22 protein-coding genes are annotated in these 26,459 nt (G+C 30.2%); 8 read left to right on the top strand and 14 right to left on the bottom strand.

Features of this window, described 5'->3' with window-relative positions; translation table 11 throughout:
- The first annotated feature begins 91 nt into the window (after positions 1 to 91).
- From bhDAH_RS05945 to bhDAH_RS05910, 8 genes are all read left to right on the top strand, one after another.
- On the top strand, positions 92 to 910 hold the full coding sequence (locus bhDAH_RS05945) for a hypothetical protein (RefSeq protein WP_020732380.1): 819 nt from the start codon (positions 92 to 94) through the stop codon (positions 908 to 910).
- Between the two features lie 364 nt (positions 911 to 1,274).
- The gene (locus tag bhDAH_RS05940) at positions 1,275 to 2,264 is read left to right on the top strand and encodes a hypothetical protein (protein WP_020732379.1); all 990 of its coding nucleotides are present in this window, start codon (positions 1,275 to 1,277) and stop codon (positions 2,262 to 2,264) included.
- Positions 2,265 to 2,602: 338 nt separating this feature from the next.
- Positions 2,603 to 3,499, top strand: coding sequence for a hypothetical protein (locus bhDAH_RS05935; RefSeq protein WP_062705840.1), 897 nt, complete (start codon positions 2,603 to 2,605; stop codon positions 3,497 to 3,499).
- A 362-nt stretch (positions 3,500 to 3,861) separates the two neighbouring features.
- Positions 3,862 to 4,767, top strand: a complete 906-nt coding sequence (locus bhDAH_RS05930; protein ID WP_062705837.1) for a hypothetical protein — start codon at positions 3,862 to 3,864, stop codon at positions 4,765 to 4,767.
- A gap of 1,340 nt (positions 4,768 to 6,107) precedes the next feature.
- Complete coding sequence (locus bhDAH_RS05925) at positions 6,108 to 7,097, top strand: CRASP family complement regulator-acquiring lipoprotein (RefSeq protein ID WP_020732376.1); 990 nt, start codon at positions 6,108 to 6,110, stop codon at positions 7,095 to 7,097.
- A gap of 991 nt (positions 7,098 to 8,088) precedes the next feature.
- A complete protein-coding gene (locus bhDAH_RS05920; protein WP_247098904.1) occupies positions 8,089 to 9,459 on the top strand; it encodes a hypothetical protein in 1,371 nt (456 codons plus the stop codon).
- Positions 9,460 to 9,540: 81 nt separating this feature from the next.
- Positions 9,541 to 9,699 (top strand): hypothetical protein, encoded by a 159-nt coding sequence (locus bhDAH_RS05915; protein WP_155719664.1) that lies wholly within the window; start codon positions 9,541 to 9,543, stop codon positions 9,697 to 9,699.
- Positions 9,700 to 10,158: 459 nt separating this feature from the next.
- Positions 10,159 to 11,004, top strand: coding sequence for a hypothetical protein (locus bhDAH_RS05910; protein WP_020732373.1), 846 nt, complete (start codon positions 10,159 to 10,161; stop codon positions 11,002 to 11,004).
- A gap of 205 nt (positions 11,005 to 11,209) precedes the next feature.
- Here bhDAH_RS05910 and bhDAH_RS05905 read toward each other — a convergent pair whose 3' ends face one another.
- The 14 genes from bhDAH_RS05905 to bhDAH_RS05840 form a co-directional block, all read right to left on the bottom strand.
- Entirely contained in the window at positions 11,210 to 12,130 is a 921-nt protein-coding gene (locus bhDAH_RS05905) for a complement regulator-acquiring protein (RefSeq protein WP_062705832.1), read from the bottom strand.
- Positions 12,131 to 12,361: 231 nt separating this feature from the next.
- Entirely contained in the window at positions 12,362 to 13,189 is an 828-nt protein-coding gene (locus bhDAH_RS05900) for a complement regulator-acquiring protein (protein ID WP_062705829.1), read from the bottom strand.
- Positions 13,190 to 13,420: 231 nt separating this feature from the next.
- Positions 13,421 to 14,341: a complement regulator-acquiring protein gene (locus bhDAH_RS05895; protein WP_062705826.1), complete on the bottom strand. Its 921-nt coding sequence runs from the start codon at positions 14,339 to 14,341 to the stop codon at positions 13,421 to 13,423.
- A gap of 221 nt (positions 14,342 to 14,562) precedes the next feature.
- A complete protein-coding gene (locus tag bhDAH_RS05890; RefSeq protein WP_062705823.1) occupies positions 14,563 to 15,420 on the bottom strand; it encodes a complement regulator-acquiring protein in 858 nt (285 codons plus the stop codon).
- 245 nt (positions 15,421 to 15,665) lie between these two features.
- The gene (locus bhDAH_RS05885) at positions 15,666 to 16,472 is read right to left on the bottom strand and encodes a complement regulator-acquiring protein (protein WP_020732371.1); all 807 of its coding nucleotides are present in this window, start codon (positions 16,470 to 16,472) and stop codon (positions 15,666 to 15,668) included.
- A gap of 284 nt (positions 16,473 to 16,756) precedes the next feature.
- The gene (locus bhDAH_RS05880) at positions 16,757 to 17,578 is read right to left on the bottom strand and encodes a virulence associated lipoprotein (protein WP_020732370.1); all 822 of its coding nucleotides are present in this window, start codon (positions 17,576 to 17,578) and stop codon (positions 16,757 to 16,759) included.
- Between the two features lie 326 nt (positions 17,579 to 17,904).
- Positions 17,905 to 18,807, bottom strand: a complete 903-nt coding sequence (locus bhDAH_RS05875; RefSeq protein ID WP_020732369.1) for a virulence associated lipoprotein — start codon at positions 18,805 to 18,807, stop codon at positions 17,905 to 17,907.
- Positions 18,808 to 19,059: 252 nt separating this feature from the next.
- Complete coding sequence (locus tag bhDAH_RS05870) at positions 19,060 to 19,953, bottom strand: virulence associated lipoprotein (protein WP_020732368.1); 894 nt, start codon at positions 19,951 to 19,953, stop codon at positions 19,060 to 19,062.
- Between the two features lie 251 nt (positions 19,954 to 20,204).
- Entirely contained in the window at positions 20,205 to 21,095 is an 891-nt protein-coding gene (locus bhDAH_RS05865; protein ID WP_020732367.1) for a virulence associated lipoprotein, read from the bottom strand.
- Between the two features lie 325 nt (positions 21,096 to 21,420).
- Positions 21,421 to 22,209, bottom strand: a complete 789-nt coding sequence (locus tag bhDAH_RS05860; protein WP_062705820.1) for a virulence associated lipoprotein — start codon at positions 22,207 to 22,209, stop codon at positions 21,421 to 21,423.
- A 322-nt stretch (positions 22,210 to 22,531) separates the two neighbouring features.
- On the bottom strand, positions 22,532 to 23,398 hold the full coding sequence (locus bhDAH_RS05855; RefSeq protein WP_020732365.1) for a virulence associated lipoprotein: 867 nt from the start codon (positions 23,396 to 23,398) through the stop codon (positions 22,532 to 22,534).
- A 187-nt stretch (positions 23,399 to 23,585) separates the two neighbouring features.
- A complete protein-coding gene (locus bhDAH_RS05850) occupies positions 23,586 to 24,653 on the bottom strand; it encodes a virulence associated lipoprotein (RefSeq protein ID WP_020732364.1) in 1,068 nt (355 codons plus the stop codon).
- A gap of 250 nt (positions 24,654 to 24,903) precedes the next feature.
- Positions 24,904 to 25,998, bottom strand: coding sequence for a CRASP family complement regulator-acquiring lipoprotein (locus bhDAH_RS05845; RefSeq protein ID WP_020732362.1), 1,095 nt, complete (start codon positions 25,996 to 25,998; stop codon positions 24,904 to 24,906).
- Between the two features lie 167 nt (positions 25,999 to 26,165).
- On the bottom strand, positions 26,166 to 26,435 hold the full coding sequence (locus bhDAH_RS05840; RefSeq protein WP_020732360.1) for a hypothetical protein: 270 nt from the start codon (positions 26,433 to 26,435) through the stop codon (positions 26,166 to 26,168).
- Positions 26,436 to 26,459: the final 24 nt, after the last annotated feature.

Raw genomic sequence — 26,459 nt, 5'->3', positions numbered from 1 at the left:
TTAGATGTATTTAGTATAAAATAATTATGTTAAAGATTATTTTAATCTTTCTTACATAAGTGTGTAGGGAGACTGAGAAAGGAGAATATTGATGAAAAAAATATCTATGCTAATCTGCTTATTTGGTACCTTGGGATTAATGTTGGGGTGTTTTGCGGGTGGAAAAGTTCCAGGTGGTAATGCATCTGGTTCTCATAGATTTACAGGAGATATCGGAGCACCATCTACACCGCCCCCACCTAGAGCAAGGTACCCACAGGTAGTGGCATCTTACGATGCATTAAACACAAGCTTATCAGCTCTTAAGGCTTCTTATAGTTATAACCGTGATGTTTTTTTGCCAATCAAGGATCAGTTTAAGAGTAGTATATTTAATGAGTTTAAGATGGATTTTAATGATGATAGGGCAAGGGGTGATGTTTATGTTAGCCTAAAGCATGAAGTTGCGGATATTACAAACTTAAAAACCGTGGTAGATGCTTTAACATCATCAAATGCCAGTCAGTCCGATAAAGTTTTTGCTTTGTGTTTATTGTATCGTTTAAGGGCTAGTGCGATGTACATCAGAGAAATTGTGGATGAGAATGAAGGGATTTTAAGTCAAGCCAATTTAGATGTTCTGCGGCATAGCAATGATTTAAGGGGCATGAATTTGCTTAAGGCTGATTTAGATGAGATGCTTAGTTTGAGAAATATTGTAGTAGATATGGCTAAAGGTATGTTAAAAGAGGCGGTAAGAGTGGTAGGTGATAATGCAAAGGTTTTGCTTGTGCTTAATTTGATTACCAGTGCTCAAGGCGATCTTAAAGAGAACATTAATTCTGCCACAAAACGAAGCTTGAGAGATTTACGAACTAAGATTGAAAGTACATTTAATAATTTAAGATTGCAGGTTTTAAGGTCAGAATGATAGTGTATTTATTTTGCTTAAGGTGATGCACCCTGCTTAATGCAGATCATATTAAATGCAGATTATATTGATTTGTAATATATGTGTTAAGTTATATGTTAAGTTTCCTACAATAGCCTAGGTAGCAAGTTGCATGAGCTGCTAGCATGCCGGACTAAATCCATTGCATTATTAATTAATAAAGATAAATTAAGAAAGGTAGAAGTAAACTAAAGAGTACAGTACAAAATAATAAATTCTGTTAATAAATAACATATTAATAATGTTAATTAATAATAATGCAATATAATGATTGAAATATATTATATGCTGTTTAGGTATAACATTGCCGTGTGGTATGTATATGTAAAAAAGGAGTTTTTTAATGAAAAAAACATGTATTATAGCCTGTGTTTTGTGTTCTTTCGTACTATTGTTAGGGTGTCCATCTGGTGCTGAATTTTTTAAAGAAAATTCTTCAAGTGGTAATGGTTTATTATCAAAGTTACGTGGCTTAGGAGTTAAGATTAAGAAAGGCGGCTCAGAAATGTTGCAAAAAAGATCAACAATATTATCAGGAGAGCCAAGAATATTACCAGTAGAATCAATGATATTATCAGAGGAAGCTTATGCTGCATTACTTGAAAGTTTGGAGAGACTTAAAGAGTCATTAAGTTATAAGCCTGAATGTTTTGATGAATTTCAGTTTTATAGTATGTTTAACAAATTTTGGCATTCTCCCCCTCAAGTTAGTCCTAGAACAGAGCATGTTTATGCTAGCGTAAAGCGAGATATTAAAACTTTAGGTCATTTAAGGGCGGTAATAGAGATGTTGGCAGGTTCTGGTAGACCTGTGGATTTGAATACTGCTTCTGAGGGTGTAAATTTGATAGCTGCTTATGATTTGTTTAAAAAGGGTGAGAATTGGAATCTTGCTTCTGATGTGTTTAAACAGGGTGTGAATTGGGGTGCTGCTTCTGATTTGTTAAGTAATTTAAATAATAGTATACAATATGTAATTCAAGTTTTTAATGATGAGAATGAAATTTTAAGTAAAGACAATTTAACTTTACTTAAAAGTGTCGATAATGAAGCAGGCATTACAGAGCTTAAAGACATGCTAGATCGTATGTTATTGGTACGTAATGAGATAATAGAGAAAGTTAAGATAGTGCTACAAGGAGCAGCAGGATTAGCTACTATGCAAGGAGCAGCTCTAGGAGTGAGTTTGCATATTAATAAGTTTATTAATAAACCTGGATTTATTTATGATAGAATTTATTCTACTAGTGAGCCAATTTTAGGTTTACAAGGCCTGAGAAATGCAATTAGGAAGCAAGTCAATAAATTATTACATAAGCCAGCACCATGGTAATGCATGCATATGCAAGCTGCAGCTGCTTAACTGCAATGTGGCATGCAATTTAATTTAAAATTTAAATTTGATTGCAGATTTAATATTATTTAAGTATAATAAATATTACAGGTTAAGCCACCACCTGATCCAGCTTACGTACTTTAAAACGTAAATTAAAGACGTAAGCTGGTCTTTTTGTTATTATTAATAAAAATAATAACAAAACTATTAATTGGCAATATTATTAATTAATCTTACGGGTAAGTATTGTGTCTTACATAGATTTTGCATAGATTCATAGTTCCTATGTATTGTTAATCATGAAAGATACACATAACTTAAGATAAGGAGAATATATGATAAGAACAGGTATGATAATATGTGCAGTTAGTATTTTGGGGTTATTGATGCTAAGCTGTGCAGCAGGTGCAAAAGTTTCATCAAATAGTCCAATCAATTTACATGCAGTAAAAATTATCCATACGATGAATCAATTAAATACGCCCGATCCAATAAAACCAAGCCCATACAAGGTTCCACTACCACAGACACCTTATGCTGCATTACTTGAAAGCTTGGGTAAGCTTAAAGATTCAATAAATTCTAAGCCTGAAGGATTTGACAAGTCCACATTCGATGACATTTTTAATGACTTTAATCGGTCCTTTAGAAGTGATGATTATTACTCAAAGGATTATTTTTACATTGGCCTAAAGCATGGCATTATACATATTGAGAGAGTAAGACAAGTTGTAAGGGCATTAAAAGCTACTGGTATTGCTGCTGATAAGGAAGCAGCTGAAAAGTTATTGATAGGGTTAAGAGATAGTGGGATTTACGTTAGTGATGTTGTGGAAGAGGATGGTCAGATTTTAAGTAATGCCAACTTAAGTATATTGCAGAAGAGTAATAATATAGAGGTAATTAATGTTGTTAGGCTTGCTTTGGGTAACTTACATTTAAAAAGGGAACATGTGATAGAACTATTAAAGGAGAAAATAAGGGATATATCAGGTTTAAAAAAGGTCGCATCAATTAGGGATGCCGTAAATTTAACTTTTGGTAAGAACGGAGAGATTTTGGAGAAAATTGAGAATGGTCATGATAGTTTGCTAGGCTTAAGAGATATAATTAAAAATAAGATTGATGATTTAGTAGAACAGCAGGAGAGACAGGATCGTCTTAGCGCAAGAATTAAAGAGGAAGAGTTAAAGAAGAAAAGTCCCAAGAAGAAAGGGTCTAAGAAGGAATAGTTAGAGAAATAGATCTAGTCATTGTCATAACCTGTATATTTGTTAAGTAGCCTGCGGTTGCTTGTGAGTAATACGTTAAATAGTAATTTATTATGTTAAGTATTAATTAAGTATTAAGCCTACATAAGTGTGTAGGCTATATTTTTGTTTTTGTTGCTTAGGGAAGAAAAATTTAAGAGAAGCAAAGTCAAGATGTAGAGCGCCAATTAAATTTAGGCAAAGAGATTAATTAATGAAATATAATTAGACATATTAAATTAATAGTATTATTATTGTATTATAATAAGTATAAAGATGTATTATATGCTGCATAATATAAGGGTAGTGTGTAATGCGAAAATAAAGTAGAAAGGAAAATGTTAATGAAAAAGATATGTATGGCAATATTTATACTCAATGTGTTGGGGTTAGTGTTGGGATGTGGACCTAAGAGCAGGGAAGATGGCCCAATAACGCTAGCAGGAGAAGATGAATCAAGAACACCAGCAGGAGAATATAAATCAAGAACACCAGCAGGAGAATATAAATCAAGAACACCAGCAGGAGAAGATGAATCAATAACACCAGCAGGAGAAGATGAATCAATAACACCAGCAGGGGAATATAAATCAAGAACACCAGCAGGAGAATATAAAGTAAAAATACCAGAGAAAGCTTATATGGCATTACTTGAGAGCTTTAATAAGTTTAAAGATTCATTAAGTTATAAGCCTGAAGGATTTGATGAGTCTAAATTTGAGAATATTTTTTCTACAGTTTGGGCTGATGTTCCCAGAGCTCAATATAGGCAAGTTCATACTAGCTTAAAGCGAGATGTTGAAACTTTAGATAATTTGAAAGCAATAGTAATGAGTTTAACAACTAAGACTGATAATAGCGAGGTGAATTTGCGGACTCCTGCTGAGTTATTGGCGGTTTTAGGGATAATTGGAATAGATTTGGGTTTTATTGAAAGTAATGTCAATTTAATCAAGCCTAAAGACGTACAAGATGTAGAGGGTTTAGGTGAGCTTGAGGCTATGCTAGATGATGTGCTTGTACAAAGGGAGAAGATGGTAGGACTACTCCAAAATACAATCAGGGAAGCAGCGGCTTTAAGTGACAAAGAACAGATTAAAGAGGCATTAAAATCGATCATTGATTCCCGTAAAGATCTTACTATGCGAATGAAAAAATGTGCTGATAATCCAATTTGTGTTGTAGGTAGGAATTTGACAAGCTTGCGCTACAAAATTCAAGATAAAGTTAAAGCATTGATAAATAAGTAAGCTCAGCGTCATAATCTATGCATTTGTAGTAGCCTGCGGTTGCTTGTGAGCAAGACGTTAATAGTAATTTATTATATTAAGTATTAATTAAGTATTAAGCCTACATAAGTGTGTAGGCTATATTTTTTGTGTTTGGTTGACTGTAAATAATATTGTAAATGGTATTTTAATATTATGCTAGATAATATGCTTGCACAAAGGGAGGGGGAAGTACTATTAAAGATACAATCAATCAAGCTTTTGTATTTGTTAGGCAGTCTGCTGTTTAAATTTAGTTGTAAGTTTTAATTTAATATTAATTACGATAGGTTGCAAATTTTACATTATTTAATGTATAATAAATATTACAGGTTAAGCCACCACCTGGTTCAGTTTACGTATTTTAAAATTTAATTTAAAGACGTAAACTGGTTTTTTATTGTGTTGACTTATTATGATATTGCTTTAATTATTTCTATATTTTATTAGTAATATGGGAATAAATTTAAAGATAAATTATTTAATAATAAATAAGTATTTTAATTATTGTTAAGTTTATGTGTATGTAGAGTGTAAGTAGTGGACTAATCAGCAAATTCCAAAAGCGGCAGCGTGGCTATTGAGGTTTTTAAAGAGAAGTTTATCAAAGTTCACTATTGTATAGTTTAATTGGACTTATAAATTACAGATAAAATATGAAAATTAAGTATAGAAATAAATAAAATAGTAAGTAAAAATCTTGAAAAAAATGATATTAATTGTGGTAATTAATAATAATTCGTATATAATAATAGATATAAAGATATAATATGTATTATTTATAATAATAAATGTAGAATAGTAGGTGTTATGATTTATTTTACTGTCTTTAAGTAGTTAATTAAAAAAGGTTGATAATAAAAATACCGGTCTACATTTCTTAGATAAGTAGTCTGGATCAGGTGGTGACTCAATTTTATAAATTCAAATTTGTAATTTCTTTTGAAATCTCATGAAAAATAAGGAATGTAGAGAACAAGTTTATGATGAGAGTATGTATTACATATATCTTTATCTTTTTTAAGATTATTAATCTAAGGTATCTATTAGGAGCATCATTTAAGAGTATTTTGCCATTTATTTTGATTTAAGTTTTTTGTTTGATACAAGGATAAGAGTGACAAAAAAATTGAAGAAAGGTTAGGCATTGATATTTGAAGTTGATTAAGATAGTATTATCTTACTAATTAGTTTAATAATATACATACACAATTAGTAGTAAAATATTGCTTTATATAAAAATTATACATTGCTTATTGTACAGTGTTATGGTGTACATGCTTTGTTGTAAGGTATAAAGTGAGAAAGGAGAATGTTTAGTAATGCAAATATTTATAGTATTTCTTATTACAAGTGTTTTAAGTGTATTTGTTGGATGTTCCACAGGTACATTACCAGCAAATAGTCAGTCAGATTCATCAGGGGATCAATCATCAGGTTTAGTAACATATGAAGTTTATACCCAAGGCAATAACGAGTATCAGCTGCTAGAAGAAAATTTAGAAAATCTAAGAATAGTAAGGTCAGCAGGGGAAGTTTATGCCGACTTGAAGGCGATGATAGATGATTTTAATGCAACATGGGACTCTAAGCGTGATAAGCTTATGAAAGAGTTTGACGGATCTGATTTTGCTGATGGCATATTGCATAATGAAAAATTTGGGTCATTTTTTGATGGCTCCCAATGGTATTCCCACTTTGAGGTTTATAAGATGGTGGGTCCCAATAATAGGACTTCCCTTAGGTCAAAAGATATAAAAAATCAGTATGTTAAAGATGATCTTTATATGTCGCTAGACTATGATAGGGAAGCTATTCTTGACTTAAAAAGTATAGTAGAGAGATTAACAGCTAAAAATATGTGGTGGAGTCGTATTGATGCTGCTCGGGATTTAGTTAGAGATTTATTATATGGTGCGTCGAATGTCCGCAAAGTTATGCAACTTGGTTTTAGACAAGTTAATTTAGATCTGCTTCAAAAAAGTGATGATTTAGAAAAGCTTGATGTTGTTAAGTCTATGGTAGAAATGTTGATTAATTATCATGCTTTGATTGCAAAAATATTGAAAGATAGGCTAAGGGAAGTGGCAAGTTTGAATGATCCAGATAAAATGAGCGAGAGATTGATGTCAATAATTGGTACAAGCGGAGAGCTTTGTAGTTCGGAAGTTTTAGCGTTACCAGTGTATGGTGCTCCTAACTATTATTTTTCACGTAACTTACTAAGCTTAAAAGGGGACATTTGCTTTTATGTTGGTAGATTAAAGCAGATGGTGCAGTTTGGGGAGATAAGAATGTTTGACCACATTTAATTGTGGCCACAATTGCCTTAGTTGTAGGGCAAGAGTTTTTGATTTAAATGTAGAAAAAATGTAAAATACAGGGTAAATTGTTTTAGCCAGTTTATGTTTCTAAGTGTGCGTAGACTGGCATTTTTATGATTTATTATCAATTATTATTAATTGATTTGAGTTATGGTTGTATTAATTTAGTAGAGCTAAAATTGTAATTTTACTTATGAAGTAATATATCTTGATACCAAAAATCTAACTATTCCCGCAAGATCTCTAGAACGTACTTACTATCTCTTAAATGCTAAAGTTCCATATAATTAAACCCATATAATTAGAAACCTTGGCAAACTCTGTTTTAGATCTTCCAATTGTATTTCAATTATCTGACATTGTTTAAAATTGTTTTTGTTTGAAATTGTTTGAAATTGCCCATAACTTTCTCGTCATATTCCAAATTAGTATAAACATTTCTTTTTATACTAATTAAACAAAATCTGCCCAGACTGGCAGGATGTTTGTAATTCCTAACTAATGGAGTATAGCGTTTTGAAATACAAGAAATGTGGATGACGAAGATATTTAATCCTTGGTAGAAGAGGCGTATTTCTATTGCATTGTTTTTTAAGTTATATCTTATTATTGAATAAGTTTATTTAAATAAACATTAATGAAAAGTACTGATAAAGTTATAAATGTTAATTATTCATCACCAGACTTAGAGTCCATTAATTTTAAATGTTCTACCAATTTGTATATTAATTTGTATTTCTTTCCAAGATAGCAGAGATTTGAGTAAAAGATAATGTTTTTAAAAAATCTTTGTAAAGATAACTTGAAAAATAAACTTTTAAATGAGCTTATATTATCGTTACAGATTAAATTATAAATATTAAGTAAATTGTTTTAATAATAAATCAATTTATAAATTGATTTAATTGTAAGTTGATTTATTAATTATATTAATTACAAGTTGATTTATAAATTTATTTTAATGTTCAAGGAGAAGTGAGTGAAAAAATTTATTGTATTAATTTGTTGTGCTATAAGCATAATGATGATAGGATGTGGGCATCAAGGGAAGAAACATTTAGATGGTGTAATTTCCAAAGGAGGTGGAGTAATAAGAGGTTCTGCTTTAAATAAGGTGGTTATACCACGACGCGCCCCATTAGTTAGGGAAGAGTTAAGAAGGGGCATTTTAACACCAATAAAAGTAGATAATGTTAGTTTGTTGGTTGGAGGTGATAAAACTGTAGATGGTGATAAAACTGTAGATGGTGATAAAACTGTAGATGGTGATAAAACTGTAGATGGTGATAAAACTGTAGATGGTGATAAAACTGTAGATGGTGATAAAACTGTAGATGGTGATAAAACTGTAGATGGTGATAAAACTGTAGATGGTGATAAAACTGTAGATGGTGATAAAACTGTAGATGGTGATAAAACTGTAGATGGTGATAAAACTGTAGATGGTGATAAAACTGTAGATGGTGATAAAACTGTAGATGGTGATAAAACTGTAGATGGTGATAAAACTGTAGATGGTGATGGAACTGTAGATGGTGATGGAACTGTAGATGGTGATGGAACTGTAGATGGTGATGGAACTGTAGATGGTGATGGAATTGTAGATGGTGATGGAACTGTAGATGGTGATGGAACTGTAGATGGTGATGGAACTGTAGATGGTGATGGAACTGTAGATGGTGATGGGAAGCAAGATGGTAAAGCAGCCAGAGATCTGGCTTATAAAATATTCACCATGAGGCTAGACTTTCATATTAAAGAGCTTAATGCTGTAGTAGATACAGTTGCAGCCAAAGAAGCAGGATTTGATCCAAAAGACTCTTTATTTGATGACCAGGTTATTGCTAAAAAATTACAATATTATGAGCATCAAAGGATAAAGAGAAAAATTTATGCAACATTAGGAAATAGTATTGAAGATATTCAGGTTTTAAAAAGTCTATGTAAAGAGTTAGATTTATCAATCGATATTAATGATTATAGATACAGCGATAGTGAAACGAAGCTTATGGCAGGTGTGTTATACCAATTATATTATGCTTCAGCTTATGCCTATCTAAATTTAAGTTTGAATTTCAGTGAAGAAAAATTAGCTTTAATTAATAAAAGCATGTCTTCAGAAAAAATAGCTGAAATTGACCTTAAGTTACAAGAGTTTATTGACGTAAGAGCAAATGTGATGCTTAAAATAGTTAATAAGTTGAATGGGGCAATAGAATATAAAAATAATAGAGATAGGATGTTGTCGTCATTGAGAGTAATTGCTGCTTCAGATGGGCCTATAGCGTTGGAAATCCACTCTTTATTGAAAATATCAAATGACATTGGACATTTAATTCGTTCTTTATAAGAGGGTAAGTTTAAATTTAAATGGAGCGGTTAAACTTCCCATAGTATAATACACAATAGCATTAATTATTATGTTATGTGTATGTTACTTAAACCAATATGTCTTTTGTCATGTCTTTTATTTAGTGTAAAGATTAAATATAAGATTAAACATGAAAATAAAGAAATTAGTTTATTTAGGTCTGTTTCAGACCTTTTTTTTGAAAAAATTTCAGAGATTTTAAATTTAGGTGCGGGATGAATTTGTCCCAATATTATGTTACAATGCTTAAATACAATGAGTGTTAATCAAACTATGAATTTAGGCTATATTCAAGTGTTAAAGAACAAGAGAAATAAAGACTAAGCTTAAAACAGCCTGAAGTTAAGTTTGTGGATCAGCTCTAGTGAATTTAGCGTTCTTAGAGTTTAAAAAGCATACAAGAAGTAACTTCTATAAAAAGATCATAGAAACAGTAGTTTATCCATAGTAAATATTGAAAAGAAGTAATAAAGATTTAAAAAAGGTTAAGCCACCTATCAGCTTGGGGTATCCAAGCTGATATTTTAAATATTGTTTGTTGTGAATGGACGAAGTAATAATTTAAAAACCTTAAATCATATGGATTGTAACGTATAATAAGTATCATAATGTAATACTTATTATATAAGATTAATTATTGTTTGTATAGTGGAAAAACAAAAAAGAGGAGAGATTTTAATGAAAAAATTTAGTATATTATTTTGGGTATTATTTGTAGTCATTGTATCTTGTGGGGAAAAAGATAAATTAAGTATGTCAAAAGATAAAAAAAGAATAGTAACTCGTAGCCCTAGGGTATCGGAAGGGGCCAGCAGCAGCGGAATAACGACTAGTAGCGTACTAAAACAGGAAAAAATACCAATTGGCGATCTAATGCATACAAATGATAGCGATACACCTTATGAGACATTAGTAAGAGAGGTACGGCAGTTTAGCACATCGCTTAAAAAGTTAAGAACTAACTTTAAACAAGGTGGTCGTTCATTTAAGATTCCTTTTAAAGAATTTCCACAATATTTTAGCTCCCCAGATACACACTATGACGTTTATGAGAGTTTAGGGTATGATGTTACTTTTATTGAGAAGTTGGAGAGTATATTGATGACTTTAGGAGACGGTAAAAATGTTGAGGGACAAAGGGTTTATCAAAGACGTAAGGATAGGGAAGTTGTTCAAAATGTGTTAAATAGTTTACGTAGGGTTGCAGTTGTTTCCAGAGGAGGGGATGGGCGGCAGATGCATTTAAATGATTACGCTTTGGGTAAACTTAAGGAATTAGCAACTGAAGATGAAATTAATAATGCTACATTTCAACTACGTGAATTGATTAATTTAAGGGAGAACATAATATTTCAAATTAAAATGCATATAGGAGAAGCGTCAAGGACTAATGATAGACAAATAATATTGGCCCATTTGGAAAATATCTATCATGAGGAGAAAGGGATTAATCCATTGTTTAATCAGATTGTACGGTCTTTATATGTGCTTAAAAGACTGGTTAAGAGAATAATAACCAATTAATATAAGTTAGATCCATTACACCGGGAATTATTAAGATATGATCAATTATTAATATTGATATTAAAAAAAAGATGTACGAGAATAGATTTGCTGAATAGGTTTTGTGAATTTAGTTGATTTTATTGCTTTTTGGTATTTTATCTGTAAAAAGATAAAGGAAGGAAATTATTTTTTCCCCCCTAAAGTTCTAATGCTTTGTAAAGCGTTATTTTAAAATTTTTTCAATATCTTGAGCTAGTACTTGAATTTTAGGAATTTCATCCTTAAATATCCAGCCATACTGAGAGTTTACGTGCTTTAGTAATTTTTGGTTATCCTTTTGTATGCCATTAGCATTAGCCTCATGATCGGTAATGATGTTATTGGTAGTATCTATCCATTTTTGTCTTAATTTGTCAATTTCTTGAAGTTTGCTTTTAATATTTTTTAATTCTTGAAGTGTTAATTTATTTAAATGCTTTGTTTTGTCGTATGTTATACTAATTATCCATTCAAAATGTCCTTGAGCATAATTTATTCCTGTTAATAAGATCGTTTTTGCCAAATTATTGGTATCATTTCGTTTTATTGTGTTCAAGATTGTTCCAAACTTTCTGATTTTGTCTCCGCTCCAGTCTAAGGATGAATATAATTGCTTTCTTAATTGTGTATTTTCGACAGAATTTGCTGTTTTTTGATTTGCTGAATTTCTTAAGTATTGAAATACTCCCTGTTTCATTCCATATTGATCAGCGTCTTCAATATTATTGTTATATTTGTTTACTAAATCCGTATCAGTTTTAGCTTTGTTTGTTATCCATGCTATTAATGGTGCTTTATCTTCTTCTTTGTCTTTTTCTGATTTTACGCCTTGAGCTTTTTCTAAAGCGTTTTGTGCTAGGTTTTGTTTGTCATTTGGGTTTTCTGGCTTTAATTCTGGTTTAGGTATTAAATTTCCTTTTTTTCCTTCTAATTTAACATTGCTAACAGCTAGTTGTGGGCTGAGCGTTATGTGTTGTGTTGTTGCATTATCACTTTGGGTATCTTGTAGTGCAGTAAGATCACTGCCCTTTGGATTACAACCAACTAGTGTAAATACCGTTAAAGCAAATGTAACAAAAATGTTATTTAAAATATTGTTTCTCATAAATATTCTCCTTCCTTAATATTATTATATATCATAATCAAATTGATAATGATTCTTATATAATATTGTATATCAAATAATTTAAAAACCAATAAACTCAAGAAAAAAATATTATTTTTTGTAATTTATTAGTTGGGCTTTATTTTTATTGCTTTTTGGTATTTTATCTGTAAAAAGACAAAGGAAGGAAAAAATAATTTCCTTCCTAAGGTTCTAATGCTTTGTAAAGTGTTATTTTAAAATTTTTTCAATATCTTGAGCTAGTGCTTGAATTTTAGGAATTTCATCCTTGAATACCCGGCCATACTGATAGTTTACGTATTTTAGTAATTCTTGGCTATCCTTTTGTATACCATCAGTATTAGTCTCATACTTAGCAATGATGTTATTGATAGTATCTTTCCATTTCTGTCTTAATGTGTCAATATCTTCAAGTTTGCTTTTAATATTTTTTAATTCTTGAATTGTCAAAGTCTTAAGATTATCTTTTTTGTTTTCTATTTTGTCAATTATTTGTTCAAAATTCCCTTGAGCATAATCTGTTCCTGAGTTTAAGATATTTTTTGCCAAATCCTTGTTTTGATTGTTTTCTATTTCATTTATAATTGTTCCAAATTTTTTAATTGTGTTTTCGTTCCACTCTAGGGATGAATATAATCGCTTTCTTAATTGTATATTTTCGACAGAATTTATTGTTTTTTGATTTGCTGAATTTCTTAAGTATTTAAATGCTCCCTGTTTCATTCCGTATTGCTCAGGGTCTTCAATATTATTGTTATATTTGTTTATTAAATCCGTATCAGTTTGAGTTTTGTTTGTTATCCAGGTTATTAATGGTGCTTTATCTTCTTCTAATTTTAAGCTTTGAGTTTTTTCTAAAGCGTTTTGTGCGAGTTTTTGTTTGTCATTTAGATTTAGGTTTGCTGGAATTTGTGTTGTTGCATTATCACTTTGGGTATCTTGTAGTGCAGTAAGATCACCGTCCTTTGGATTACAGCCAACTAGTGTAAATGCTGTTAAAGCAAATGCAACAAAAATGTTATTTAAAATATTTCTCATAAATATTCTCCTTCCTTAATATTATTATATATCATAATCAAATTGATAATGATTCTTATATAAGATTGTATATCAAATAATTTAAAAACCAATAAACTCAAGAAAAAAATATTATTTTTTGTAATTTATTAGTTGGGCTTTATTTTTATTGCTTTTTGGTATTTTGTCTGTAAAAAGACAAAGGAAGGAAAAAATAATTTCCTTCCTAAGGTTTTAATGCTTTGTAAGGTGTTATTTTAAAATTTTTTCAATATTTTGAGCTATTACTTGCATGTTAAGAATGAAATATTTAAATATTGTGCCATGCTGAGAGTTTACATGGTTTATTAATACTTGGTTGTCATTTTGCATGCCATCAGTATTAGCCTCATACTTAGCAATGATGTTGTCAATAGTATCTCTCCATTTCTGTCTTAGTTTATCAATTTTTTCAAAGTTGACTTTAATATTTTTTAATTTCCGAAGTGTTAATTTATTTAAATGCTCTATTTTGTTGTGTGTGATACTAATTATCCACTCAAAATATCCTTGAGCATAATTTACTCCTGCTGATAAGATCGTTTTTGCCAAATTATTGGGATCATTTCGTTCTATTGTGTTCAAGATTGTGCCAAACTTTCTGATTTTGCCTTCGCTCCAGTCTAAGGATGAATATAATTGCTTTCTTAATTGTGTATTTTCGACAGAATTCATTATTTTATTATTTTCTGTGTTCTTTAAGAATTTAAATGCCCCCTGTTTCATTCCGTATTGCTCAGTGTCTTCAATATTATTATTATATTTGTTTATTAAAGCCATATCAGTTTGAGCTTTGTTTGTTATCCATGCTATTAATGGTGCTTTATCTTTTTCTTTGTCTTTTTCTGACTTTACGCCTTGAGCTTTTTCTAAAGCGTTTTGTGCAAGGTTTTGTTTGTCATTTGGGTTTTCTGGCTTTAATTCTGGTTTAGGTATTAAATTTCCTTTTTTTCCTTCTAATTTAACATTGCTAGCAGCTAGTTGTGGGCTGAGCGTTATGTGTTGTTGTGTTGTTGTATCATTACTTTGGGTATCTTGTAGTGCAGTAAGATCACTGCCCTTTGGGTTACAACCAACTAGTGTAAATGCCGTTAAAGCAAATGTAACAAAAATGTTATTTAAAATATTTCTCATAAATATTCTCCTTCCTTAATATTATTATATATCGTAATCAAATTAGTAATAATTACAATATGACATTGTATATCAAATAATTTGAAAAACCAATAAAAAATATTATTTTTTTTGTAATTTATTAGTTGGGATTTATTTTTATTGCTTTTGGCATTTTCTCTAAAATAAGAAAGGAAGGAAAAAATAATTTCCTTCCTAAGGTTCTAATGCTTTGTAAAGTGTTATTTTAAAATTTTTTCAATATCTTGAGCTAGTGCTTGAATTTTAGGAATTTCATCCTTAAATACCCGACCATACTTAGAGTTTATGTGCTTTAATAATGCTTGGTTGTTATTTTGGCTGTCATCGGTATTAGCCTCATAATCCGTAATGATATTATTAATAGTATCTGTCCATTTCTGTTTTAATTCGTAAATTTCCTCAAGTTTGCTTTTAATATTTTTTAATTCTTGAAGAGACGGGGTCTTAAGATTATCTTTTTTGTTCTCTATTATATTAATTATCTGTTCAAAATATCTTTGAGCATGACCTGCTCCTGCTAAGAAGATGTTTTGTGTCAAATTATTGATGTTATTTAGATCTATTTTGTTAAAGATTATTCCGAACTTTCTAATTTTGTCTTCATTCCACTCTAAGGATAAATAAAATAACTTTCTGAGGGCTGTATTCTCATCAGAATTTACTGTTTTTTGATTTCCCAAGTTTTTTAATAATTTAAATACCCCCTGTTTCATTCCATATTGGTCGTCATCTTCAGTCTTATTTTTATATTGCTTGATTGAAGCTATACTAGTTTGAGCTTTGTTTGTTACCCATGCTATTAATGGTGCTTTATCTTTTTCTTTATCTTTTTCTTTGTCTTTTTCTTTGTCTGACTTTATGCCTTGAGCCTTTTCCAAGGCGTTTTGTGCGAGTTTTTGTTTGTCATTTAGATTTAGGTTTGCTGGAATTTGTGTTGTTGCATTATCACTTTGGGTATCTTGTAGTGCAGTAAAATCACCGCCCTTTGGATTACAACCAACTAGTGTAAATGCTGTTAAAGCAAATGCAACAAAAATGTTATTTAAAATATTTCTCATAAATATTCTCCTTCCTTAATATTATTATACCACAATCAAATTGATAATGATTCTTATATGATATTGTATATCAAATAATTTGAAAACCAATAAACCTAAGAGAAAAATATTATTTTTCTTGTTGCGTTGATTTGCAATTAATTTTATCCTGAGGTATTAGTTATAAGTTTTTTAATTAAAAAAGAAGAGAAGAATATCTTCTCTTCTATGGTTGTAATGATTATATTTAAATGTATTTTGTGATGTTATTTTATTTCATCTAGTATTTTTTTAATTTCAGCACCTGTGTCTTTAGTGCTTTTAGGGGCAGCTTTGATGTCCTTGTCATATGATGTCTTTATATGTGCTGCTAATTTTTGAACATCATTTTTGATGCTACCTTTATCAGCCGTATGATCTGCGATAACCTCATCTACAAATGTTTTCCAAGTCTTTTTTGATTTTTCAATTTTCTCAAAGTTGACTTTAAGTTCGTTTAGTTTTTCAAGACTTAAAGAATTAAGCTTGTCTTTTTTTGCGTCTATTTGAGTGTTTACTTTATCAAGTTCTTCTTGAATATTTTGTCCTGCTTTTATTAGATCTGCAGTCCAAGTACCTTTATGGGTGGCGTCTGCTTCGATTTGAGCAATGATTTTTCCAAAGTCCTCAATGGTTTTTTCGATCCAATCTAAAGATGCATAAAATTTTTCTCTTAAAGACTTGTTATCAGCAGTTTCGTAGGTTTTGTTATTAGTGGTGTTAGTTAATTTTTTAAACACTCCATCTTTCATTCCGTATTGATTAGTCTTTTCAACCTTGCCTTTTTGCATGGCTTGTTCACTTGCGACTTTTTGCTTAAGAGCATTTATTACAATTTGTTTTTGAGCTTCATTTGTTTGGGCAACATCATTTGCTGGTTTGGCTGGTATTGGTTTTAATGGAGTTTGTGCTGTTGGGTTATTGCCTTGAGCGTCTTGTAGGGTAGCAGGTTCGCTGCCTTTTGTGTTACAACTAACTAGTATAAATGCTATTAAAGCAAATCCAATAAAAATGTTATTTAAAATATTTCTCATAAAATATTCTCCTTCTTTAATTTTGATTATCATCTAATAATCATTCTTAAATGATATTATACACTATTGAATTTGAATGTCAAGTGAATTGATCAAAAATAATAAAAATTTTGATCATAATATTTGTTAGTGCGGCAATTGCCTTGTATATGCCAGGCCTGATGGTAGGTCTTTTAGGTGCATTTTAGTTTATTTGAAGTGATTTAAGCTTATATGTTAGTTTTGAAATTTATTAAATCTTAAGAATTTTTTTGCAAGGTATTGTATTTCGCATTTTGATCAACCTATTGATTAATGTAATAGTTGTGTTTTATTGTCTTTAAAATTTTATTAGTTTTGTGAGCTATGTCTTTGATACTATTAATTTTATCTTCTATTTTTGTGTATTTAGTGATTATGTGTTCTAGTAATTTTATGCTGTTATTTTTAATATCTGTATCAGTCCTATAGTCATTAATTGTATTATCTACAAATGATATCCAAATTTTTCTTAAGTTTTCAATTGTATTAAGATTGTTTATAATGTTTGTTAGTTGTTTAGCATTCAGAAGAGTTAAATTGTCTTGTTCCATATTGATTTGATTTACGAGTGCTTCAAATGGCTTTTGATAGTATTCTATTCCTGTGTTTATGATTGCTTTATAAAGTTTATTGCCTTTCTTAGTATTAGGGGCTTGCATTTGAATCAGAATTTCTCCCAGCCATTTCAATCTTATTATATTGTAATTTAAAGATGCGTGGAATAGCTTTATTTTGTATTTGTCTATGGGATATGTTTTATTTGACGCATGCACCACATTCTGGTAGTGAATTTCATCAAAGATTGCACATTGTATTCCAAGCTGTGTTCCAGACTCCTTGATAATATCTTTTTCATGTGTCTTTATTAAAGTTAGGTCGGTTTTGACTTTGTTCTTTATTTGGTTTATTAAGTTTCTTCTTGCATTTAAAATATTTTTTACTCTTAACGATCTTTTTGCGAATATGTCTTTTGGAGCAGTGTTTAATGTGTCATTTGATTTGTGATTTGGATTACAACCAATTAGAACTAAGAGCGGGAAAATAAGGGCGATAGAAGGGACCCAAAAAATATGTTTATGTTTCAAAATATTCTCCTCGTTTGTAAAGTTAAGAACCAATTAATAATTTAATTACGATTAATTGCATGAGCATTATAATGCAAGTTCATAAATTATTAATTAGTAATTATTGTTAATTAACATTATATGTTCATTTTGATTTAAATATCAATATAAATATGCAGATAATAATGGATATAATGATTAACACCAATAAATGATATCTGTGTTTATATGGGTATTTTGTGTGGGGCAGGGAGTATGCGCATTTTTATTAGAAAATGTGATATAAAAGGAGCATAAGTAACTTTGCTCCTAGTAGAGTTATGAAGTTATTTTAAAATATATAAGTATTATATTGTATCTAAAATGTTTTTAATTTCCCTAGCTAGCGTTTTGACTACTTCAAATGAATTATTAAATTTTGTCTTATGTTTTATTAGGTAATCCTTTAATTTAGCGACATCACTTTGAATTCGATCTTTATCGGCCTTAAAGTCATTAAGGATAGTTTTTGCGTCTTTGATGTGCATTTCCCTTTCTGCTATAAGCTTATCAAACTTTTGATCAAGTTCTTGCAGCATGTCGTAACTTAAAGAGTTAAGGTTATTTTGCTTTTTAAGTAGCTCCCCAAATGCAACTTCAAAGTAATTACAAGCATACTCTCCTGTTTTATCTGCAATTTCTTGAACTAACTTATTGTATTCATTGGGATTAGGTATGCCTAAGATTCTATTAAATGGAACAGCAGAGGCTGCAAGTTTGTTAAGTACATTTCCAAAATCTCTAATGAGGTTTTCGTTATATTCAAAGGCCAAATAAACTTTTGATCTGGCCTTTTTTGCAGCGGAATCATTATTATCATTATAATGCGCATCGGTATTGTAAGGAGATTTAATTATGCCAAATGCCTGATTATGTCCCCCCATTCCATATTGGGTTATTATTATATATCCGCTATACGGTTTCCCTTTATGGTCCACATCACCATCTTCAATCCAGGCATAAAGGATATGATCATTTAACATCTTTTCGTATTTTTGAACTCTAAGTTTTAATTTGATGGTTATAAATTCCCGTTTATGCTGCTTTAATTTTGCTTTTAATACTTGAATAGCCGCATCTCCCGTTAGTGATTGAGGGGAGCTTTCCGTTTTTCCAGGTTCTGCATTGCAAGCAATCAGAGTGAGTAGTGGTAAAATAAATATGATAATAAATGTGATAGAAGGTACCCAAAAAATATGTTTATGTTTCAAAATATTCTCCTTGTTTGTAGAGTTAAGAACTAATTAATAATTTAATCATATTAATTGTATAAGTGTAATTTGATAACGTAAGTTTAAAAATTATTAGTTAGTAATTGTTATTAAATAATATTATATATTTTTTTTAATTAAAATATCAATATAAATAAGCAGATAATAAGATGTTTTTAAACAATAAAAAGGAGCATAAGTAGCTTTGCTCCTTTTAGAGTAGTTATGAAGTTATTTTAAAATGTATAAGCGTTATATTGTATCTAAAATGTTTTTAATTTCCCTAGCTAGTGTTTTTACTACTTCAAATGAATTATTAAATTTTGTCTTATGTTTTATTAGGTAATCCTTTAATTTAGCAGTATCATTTTGAATTTGGTCTTTATCGGCCTTAAAATCATTAAGGATAGTTTCTGCGTCTTTGATGTGCATTTCCCTTTCTGCTATAAGCTTATCAAACTTTTGATCAAGTTCTTGCAGCATGTCGTAACTTAAAGAGTTAATATTATTTTGCTTTTTAAGTAGTTCTCCAAATGCAATTTCAAAGTAATTACAAGCATACTCTCCTGTTTTATCTGCAATTTCTTGAACTAACTTATTGTATTTATTGGGATTAGGTATGCTTTTTGAGGCTAGATCAAATGGAATAGTAAACAATGCTAGTGCGTTAAGTACCCTGCCAAAAGCTCTAATAAGGGTTTCGTTATATTCAAATGCCAAATAAATTTTGGATCTGGCGTCTTTTGCCGTTGGATTGCTATATGACAAATTGCGATTATAAGGAGAGGTGGTTACATGAAATGCCGCCTGATTCCGTTGTGCCATTCCATATTGGTCTCCCCCTGGTCCATAGTTCTTCCATCTATGCTGCACATCACCATCTTCAATCCAGGCGTAGTTAATATGATCATTTAACATTTTTTCGTATTTTGGAACTCTAAGTTTTAATTTAGCGGTTATAAATTCCCGTTTATGCTGCTTTAGTTTTGCTTTTAATGCTTGAATAGCTGCATTTTCTGTTGGTGATTGAGGGGAGCCTTCCTTTTTTCCAGGTTCTGCATTACAAGAAATCAGAGTGAGTAGTGGTAAAATAAATATGATAATAAATGTGATAGAAGGTACCCAAAAAATATGTTTATGTTTCAAAATATACCCCTTGTTTGTAGAGTTAAGAACTAATGATTAGTTTAATCATATTAATTGTGTAAATATAATTTGATAATGCAAGTTTAATAATGTTATTTAATAATAATTGTTAAATAACATTATATATTTATTTTAATTAAAATATCAATATAAATATGATATAAGATGTTTTTAAACAATAAAAAAGGAGCCAAATGTAAGTGTACTTTGCTCCTAGTAGCGTTATGAAGTTATTTTAAAATGTATAGGCATTATATTGTATCTAAAATATTTTTAATTTCCCTAGCTAGTGTTTTTACTACTTCAAATGAATTTTCGAATTTTGGCTTATGTTTTATTAGGTAATCCTTTAATTTAGCAGCATTCTTATCCTTTTTAATTTCCCCTTTATTGGCCTTAAGATCATTGTAAATTGTTTTTGCGTCTTTGATATGCATTTCCCTTTCTGCTATAAGCTTATCAAACTTTTGATCAAGTGCTTGCAGCATGTCGTAACTTAAAGAGTTAAGGTTATTTTGCTTTTTAATTAGTTCTCCAAATGCAACTTCAAAGTAATTACAAGCATACTCTCCTGTTTTATCCGCAATTTCTTGAACTAACTTATTGTATTCATTGGGATTACGTATACCTAATCCCCCATGATGAAATGTAGCAGCTCGACCTCCTAGCGACCAAAGTACCTCTCCAAAATCTTCAATGAGGTTTTCGTTATACTCAAATGCCAAATAAATTTTTGATCTGGCATCTTTTGACTCAGGCGCGCCATATGTCAAATTGCGATTATAAGGAGAGAGAATTATAAAAAATATATTCCGAGCTAGGTTGGCGCGATGCATTCCATATTGCCTTCCTCCTGGCCCATAGTTCTTCCATCTATGCTGCACATCACCATCTTCAATCCAGGCGTAGTTGATATGATCATTTAACATCTTTTCGTATTTTGGGACTCTAAGTTTTAATTTAGCGATTATAAATTCCCGTTTATGCTGTTTTATTTGTGCTTGTATTGCTTGAATGGCTGGCGATTCAGGAAATTTTTTATCCCTCCCCAATTTTTCAGGTTTTGCATTACAAGCAACCAGAGTAAGTAGTGGTAAAATAAACGCGATAGACAAGATTAAAAAAATATGTTTATGTTTCAAAATATTCTCCTTGTTTGTAGAGTTAAGAACTAATCAATAATTTAATCATTAATTGTGTAAGTATGATTTGATAATGCAAGTTTAAAAATTATTAGTTAGTAATTATTATTAAATAACATTATATATTTATTTTAATTAAAATATCAATATAAATAAGCAGATATGATTCCTAAGAAATAAATTTATGTGTTTACATGCGTGCTTTGTGTAGGGTAGGGAATATGCGTATTTTTATTAGAAATATGATATAAGATGTTTTTAAACAATATAAGAAAGAGCAAAGTATACTTTGCTCCTTAAAGTTATTTTAAAATATATAGCGTTTTTATATTGTATCTAAAATGCTTTTAATTTCCTTAGCTATTTGTTCTATTGCTGCAAATGATTCTATAAATTCTTTTTTGTTATCATCTATGTGTTTTATTAACTGATCTTGTTGTCCTATATTGCCCTGAGGATCCTTGAATTTGTTTTGTATTGCATCTGCACTTTGTCTAATAATTTGTCTTTTCTCGTCAAGATCTCTAAAGTGCGTTTGAAGTGATTCTAGGTCATCTATACTTAAAGAGTTAAGTTTATCTTTTTTGTTAGTCAGCGGTATGAATGCAGTTTCAAAGTAATTTGTGCTAAGAGCAGTTACTTTGTCTACGATTGCTTCAAGCAATTTGTACTGTGGGTTTGGCGGTTGATCAACTGCACCCTCTGCTAGTTTATTTAAAATCAATCCAAAGGATGTAATGGAATCAGTGTGATATTCTAAGGCTAGGTAAAATTTTCTCCTGAGATTTTTGTTGTCATTATGGTTGTATGCTTTGGTATCTTTTTTAAGTATGTCGAATGCCGCATTATTGTTGGTAGCGTCATGCATTTTAAATTGAGCCGGGTCTTCGCTCCAATTCTTATCTGAGTGGATATCTAATGTCTTTTGAGCAATGGTAGCCCTTAGATTTAATTCCATTAGTGCATACTCTATTTTTTGTTTTTCCAGTTCTGCTTTATACATTTCTTCTGTTAAGGGAGTTCCGCCTTTATTATTTGTTTGGTCAGTTCCTGAATTGCAAGCAACTAGAACTAAGAGTGATAGTAAAAATGTGATAATAAAAAAGTTTTGCAAAATATTCTCCTTGTTTTTAGAATTAAAAACTAATTAATAATTAAATTGTGTAAGTATGATTTGAAAATACAAGTTGAAAAATTATTAGTTAGTAATTATTATTAAATAATATTATACATTTATTTTAATTAAAACATCAAGATGTAAGATAAAGATTGTATCTTATCATAAATTTTTAAGTTGGAATTTGATTATTGAAATGTGATTTATGTATGTGTATTGAAAAACCGTTTGTTTTGAATGTGCTTTTAATTTTAAGTATGATTTTAAATCAAGGAAGAATATTTTCTTTTATGAAGTTGCTTGTAAATAAATATGCAAATCAATATATTTTTATCTTATTTAAGATTTGGTTAATTTGATAAGCCGTTTCTTCTGTTTTTTTAACCAATTCTTTGAATTTATTCTTATAATTATTTTGATTTATGTAGTTTCTTAAGTTAGCAGCAGCACCATCTTTGATATGATCTTGATCATTTTGAAAATCATTGTAAATTGTTTCTGCGTACATTTTGCAAGTATCCCTTATCTTTTGAAGTTCATCAAATTTGTCTTTAAGGTTTTGCAAATCATCTAAACTTAAAGAGTTAAGCTTATCTTGTTTATCGTGCAGTGGTATTAATGCAATTTCAAAGTAATTATGCGCATATTTTTTTGCTTCAGTTAGGATATTTTCTATTAAAATATTATATTCTGTTTGAAGATCATGTTCATTTGGTGCGTAATTAACATTGGTATTTGCACCCTCTGCTAGTTTACTTAGGATTTCTCCAAAATTTGTGATGACTGATCGGCGATGCTCAAGGGCTAAATAAATTTGCTTTCTGGCAGTCTTATTGCGGTCACTTGCATAGACCTCACCAGTATCGCTATTCTTAGCTATATGAAATGCTTGGCCTTGTGCATTTATTTCATATATATCATTGTCTTCTATCCAAGCATCATTCTTGTGTATCTTTAATGTATATTTGGCCTTTGTAATTTTGCTTTTTAATATAGCGATTATAAGTTTTTTTTGTCTTCTTTGTTCTGCGTCTGTTCTTATTATTTGCGCTTTTAAGGCCATTTGTTTCGCGTCTTTTGCTTCTTTTAGTGCTTTTTCTAATTCTGAGCTTAGATCTGCTTTGCAAGTTAAGGTGGTAATGGCAATTAAGGTAATTAAAGTGATGATAGAAATGTTAGTTTGCAAAATATTCTCCCAACTTGTAGAAACAGATCAATTAACAGTTATAATCAATATTATTATTTAATAATGCTTATTAAGCAATAATTATGAATTATACATTTATTGGGTTTTAATATCAAGATTTCTAGGTAAGAATAGTTATTTTAATAATTAATCTTGATATTGAGTTTAAGATGTCAAATAGAAGTTTTTATATTTGCTCAAGTAAGTTTTTGAACTGGTTAGCTAGGCTTGTTATTATGTTAGCTGTTGTTGTGAGTCTTTCTTTATATTTGTTAGCAGACATGTAGGCTATTATGTTTTTGTAATTACCATCTTTAATATTATAGTTATTATTGTGGTAATCATTATAGAGTGTTTTCATGTAATTTTCAAAATTCTGCTTTTTTGTTTCAAGTCGTTCAAATGCGCTTTGAAGTTCTTTTAGCCTTGCAAGACTTAAAGAGTTAAGCTTGTCTTGTTTGTTACGCAGCGTCATTAATGCAACTTCAAAATAAGCATTAGCATAATCAATCGTTACATTAAGAATATCTTCGACGGCTAAATGTGTGCCAGCATCTATTAGTCTGTTAAAAATCTCTCCATATTTTTGAATACTGATTCTATCGTACTTAAAACTTAAGTAAATTTTTCTCCTGTCTTTGGCGGCTTGATTGCTTTCTAAGAGGTAAGGGTAGGTTTCGTAGCCTTTTTGATCGTATTTTTTGCTTGCTCTATTAAATGCACTAATGTTTCTTTGCTGGCCTGGTAGAGATGTCATTCCAAAGTGATCACTAGGCTCGTGCCAATTGGTATCTGTGTGCATATTTAATATTGTTGCGTTATCTTCAACTTTAGACTTTAATTTATTGATTATGATCTGTCTTAAATTTTGATTCAGTTCTATTGCTATTTTTATTGCTTGTATTTTTGCTTTTAGTATTTCGTCTTGTGTCTGCTGTATTTCTTGTTTTGCGGTTTCTTGTTTTATTATTGCCGCTTCTGCGGTTTTTTGTTTTGCTTGCGTTATTGTTGTTGCTAGTACTGCTTCAATTTCTGTGATTTTTTGTGCTTCCATTTCTGCTTCCGCTTCTATTTCTTTTATTATTGCGTTTAGTTCTGCATTTGCTCTTACTGCTTGTGCTTCTAAGACTATTTGTTCCGCGTCTTTTGCTTCTTTTAGTGCTTTTTCTAATTCTGAACTTAGATCTGTTTTGCAAGTTAAGGTGGTGATGGCAACTAAGGTAATTAAAGTGATGATAAGAGCTTTGTGTTTCAAAATATTCCCCCAACTTGTAGGCACAGACCAACTAACAGTTATGATTAACGGTTATTATTTGATAATGCTTACTAGCAATAGTATACATTTATTAGATTTTAATATCAATATTGGCTAGGTAGTAAGATAGTTATTTTCATAGCTATCTTCATAGTTAATCTTGATATTAAGTTTAGATATAGATTCTAAAATCAATGTTAATTCATTTGCTCCATATCAATCAGTATTGAATCGATATTGAATAAGAGATTTATGTTTTATATATAATGTTATTAATCTGGGTGATTAGTGTTTTAATTTGTTCAATTGCCTCTTTAAATTTGTTTCTGTATGCATTGTTGGTTATATATTCTTCTATTTTTTTGATACCACCAGTTCTAATTTTGTTTTTATCATTCTGGAAATCATTGTAAATCTTTGTTGCGTACATTTTGCAAGTATGTCTTATCTTTTGAAGTGCCTCAAATTTTTTTAGAAGTTCTTGTAGGCCGCTAAGCTCTAAAGAGTCAATTTTATTTTGTTGATTACTTGGTATTCTAAATGCATCGCTAAAGTAGCGATCGAAATGCTCATGAATGTTATTTATGATCTCTTGTAATAAGTTATTAGCCTGATCATGTGCAGAAGTTTTTTGCTTTTCCTGGTCAGGTGGCAGATAAGAATCCTTTGCAATTTTGTTAAGAATTTCTCCAAGAGACTTTATGTAAGTATCCTGGTACTCAAATACCAAGTAAATTTTCTTTCTAGTCTCCTTATTATCGCTATGATAATATGGATTTGGGCCTTGCTTGAGCACATCAAATGCCTTGTTGTTAGAAGTGCTATCGTGCAGTCCAAATTGATCAGGCGGTTCAATCCAATAATCATTGTCGTATTTCATTAGCAGTCTTGCGGTATCTTGAATTTTGTGTCCTAGTTCAAGCTTTGCTTGCATAAGTTTAATCTGTGTTAAATCCTGCTTCCGTGTTTTTTCTATTTGTGCTTCGAATTGTTTTGTCTTGTTTTCTATTATTAGTTTTTCTTTTTCTGTTCGTTCTTTTTCATTTTGTGCGACTTCTTTTTGCTTTTCTGCTTCTTTTATTGCTTTTTCTGCTTCTTTTATTGCTTCTGCTGATGATACCACTATTGCTTCTAGTGCTTTGTCTGTTGCTGTTCGTGCTGTTTTTGCTTTTTCTGCTGCCTTTGTTGCTGCCTTTGTTGCTTTTCTCGTTGCTACTACTGTTTCTATTTCTGCTTCTTTTAGTATTTTTTCTATTTCTACAGCCTTGTCAAGATTCGCTTTGCAAGTTAAAGTGGTGATTATAATTATGGTAATTAAAGTAATGATAGAAATGTTAGTTTTCAAAATATTCCCCCAACTCGTAGAAACAGATCAATTAATAGTTATAATTAACAGTTATTATTTAATAATGCTTACAATAACATTATACATTTATTGGATTTAATATCAAGGTTGCTAGGTAATCTTGCAGGTTTGTCTTTCGGTACATTAATTATCCTCTTTACTTATTACTATGGATTTATTCTTAGTATTTCATTTAATAGTTGTTTTTTTCTTTTTTCTTTTGCTTGTTTTGTTACTTCGTCTTCTGGTATTTCTATGAATGTTTGTTTTATTGCTTCTTGTGTTTTCCTTTTTGCTTTTTCCTCTTTTTTTCTTATCTCTTCTTGAACTTGACGTGCTCTTCTGTCTATTTCTGCCCTGTTTAAGTTTGAGTTGCAAGTAATTAAGCTTATTAAAATGAGTATGACAATGAATACAACAAAAAAATTGTGTTTCAAAATATTCCCCTTGCTTTAGCTATA

The organism is Borrelia hermsii DAH (assembly GCF_023035675.1).
Taxonomy (GTDB): Bacteria; Spirochaetota; Spirochaetia; order Borreliales; family Borreliaceae; genus Borrelia; species Borrelia hermsii.
This window is presented reverse-complemented; position numbering and strand designations above follow the sequence as displayed.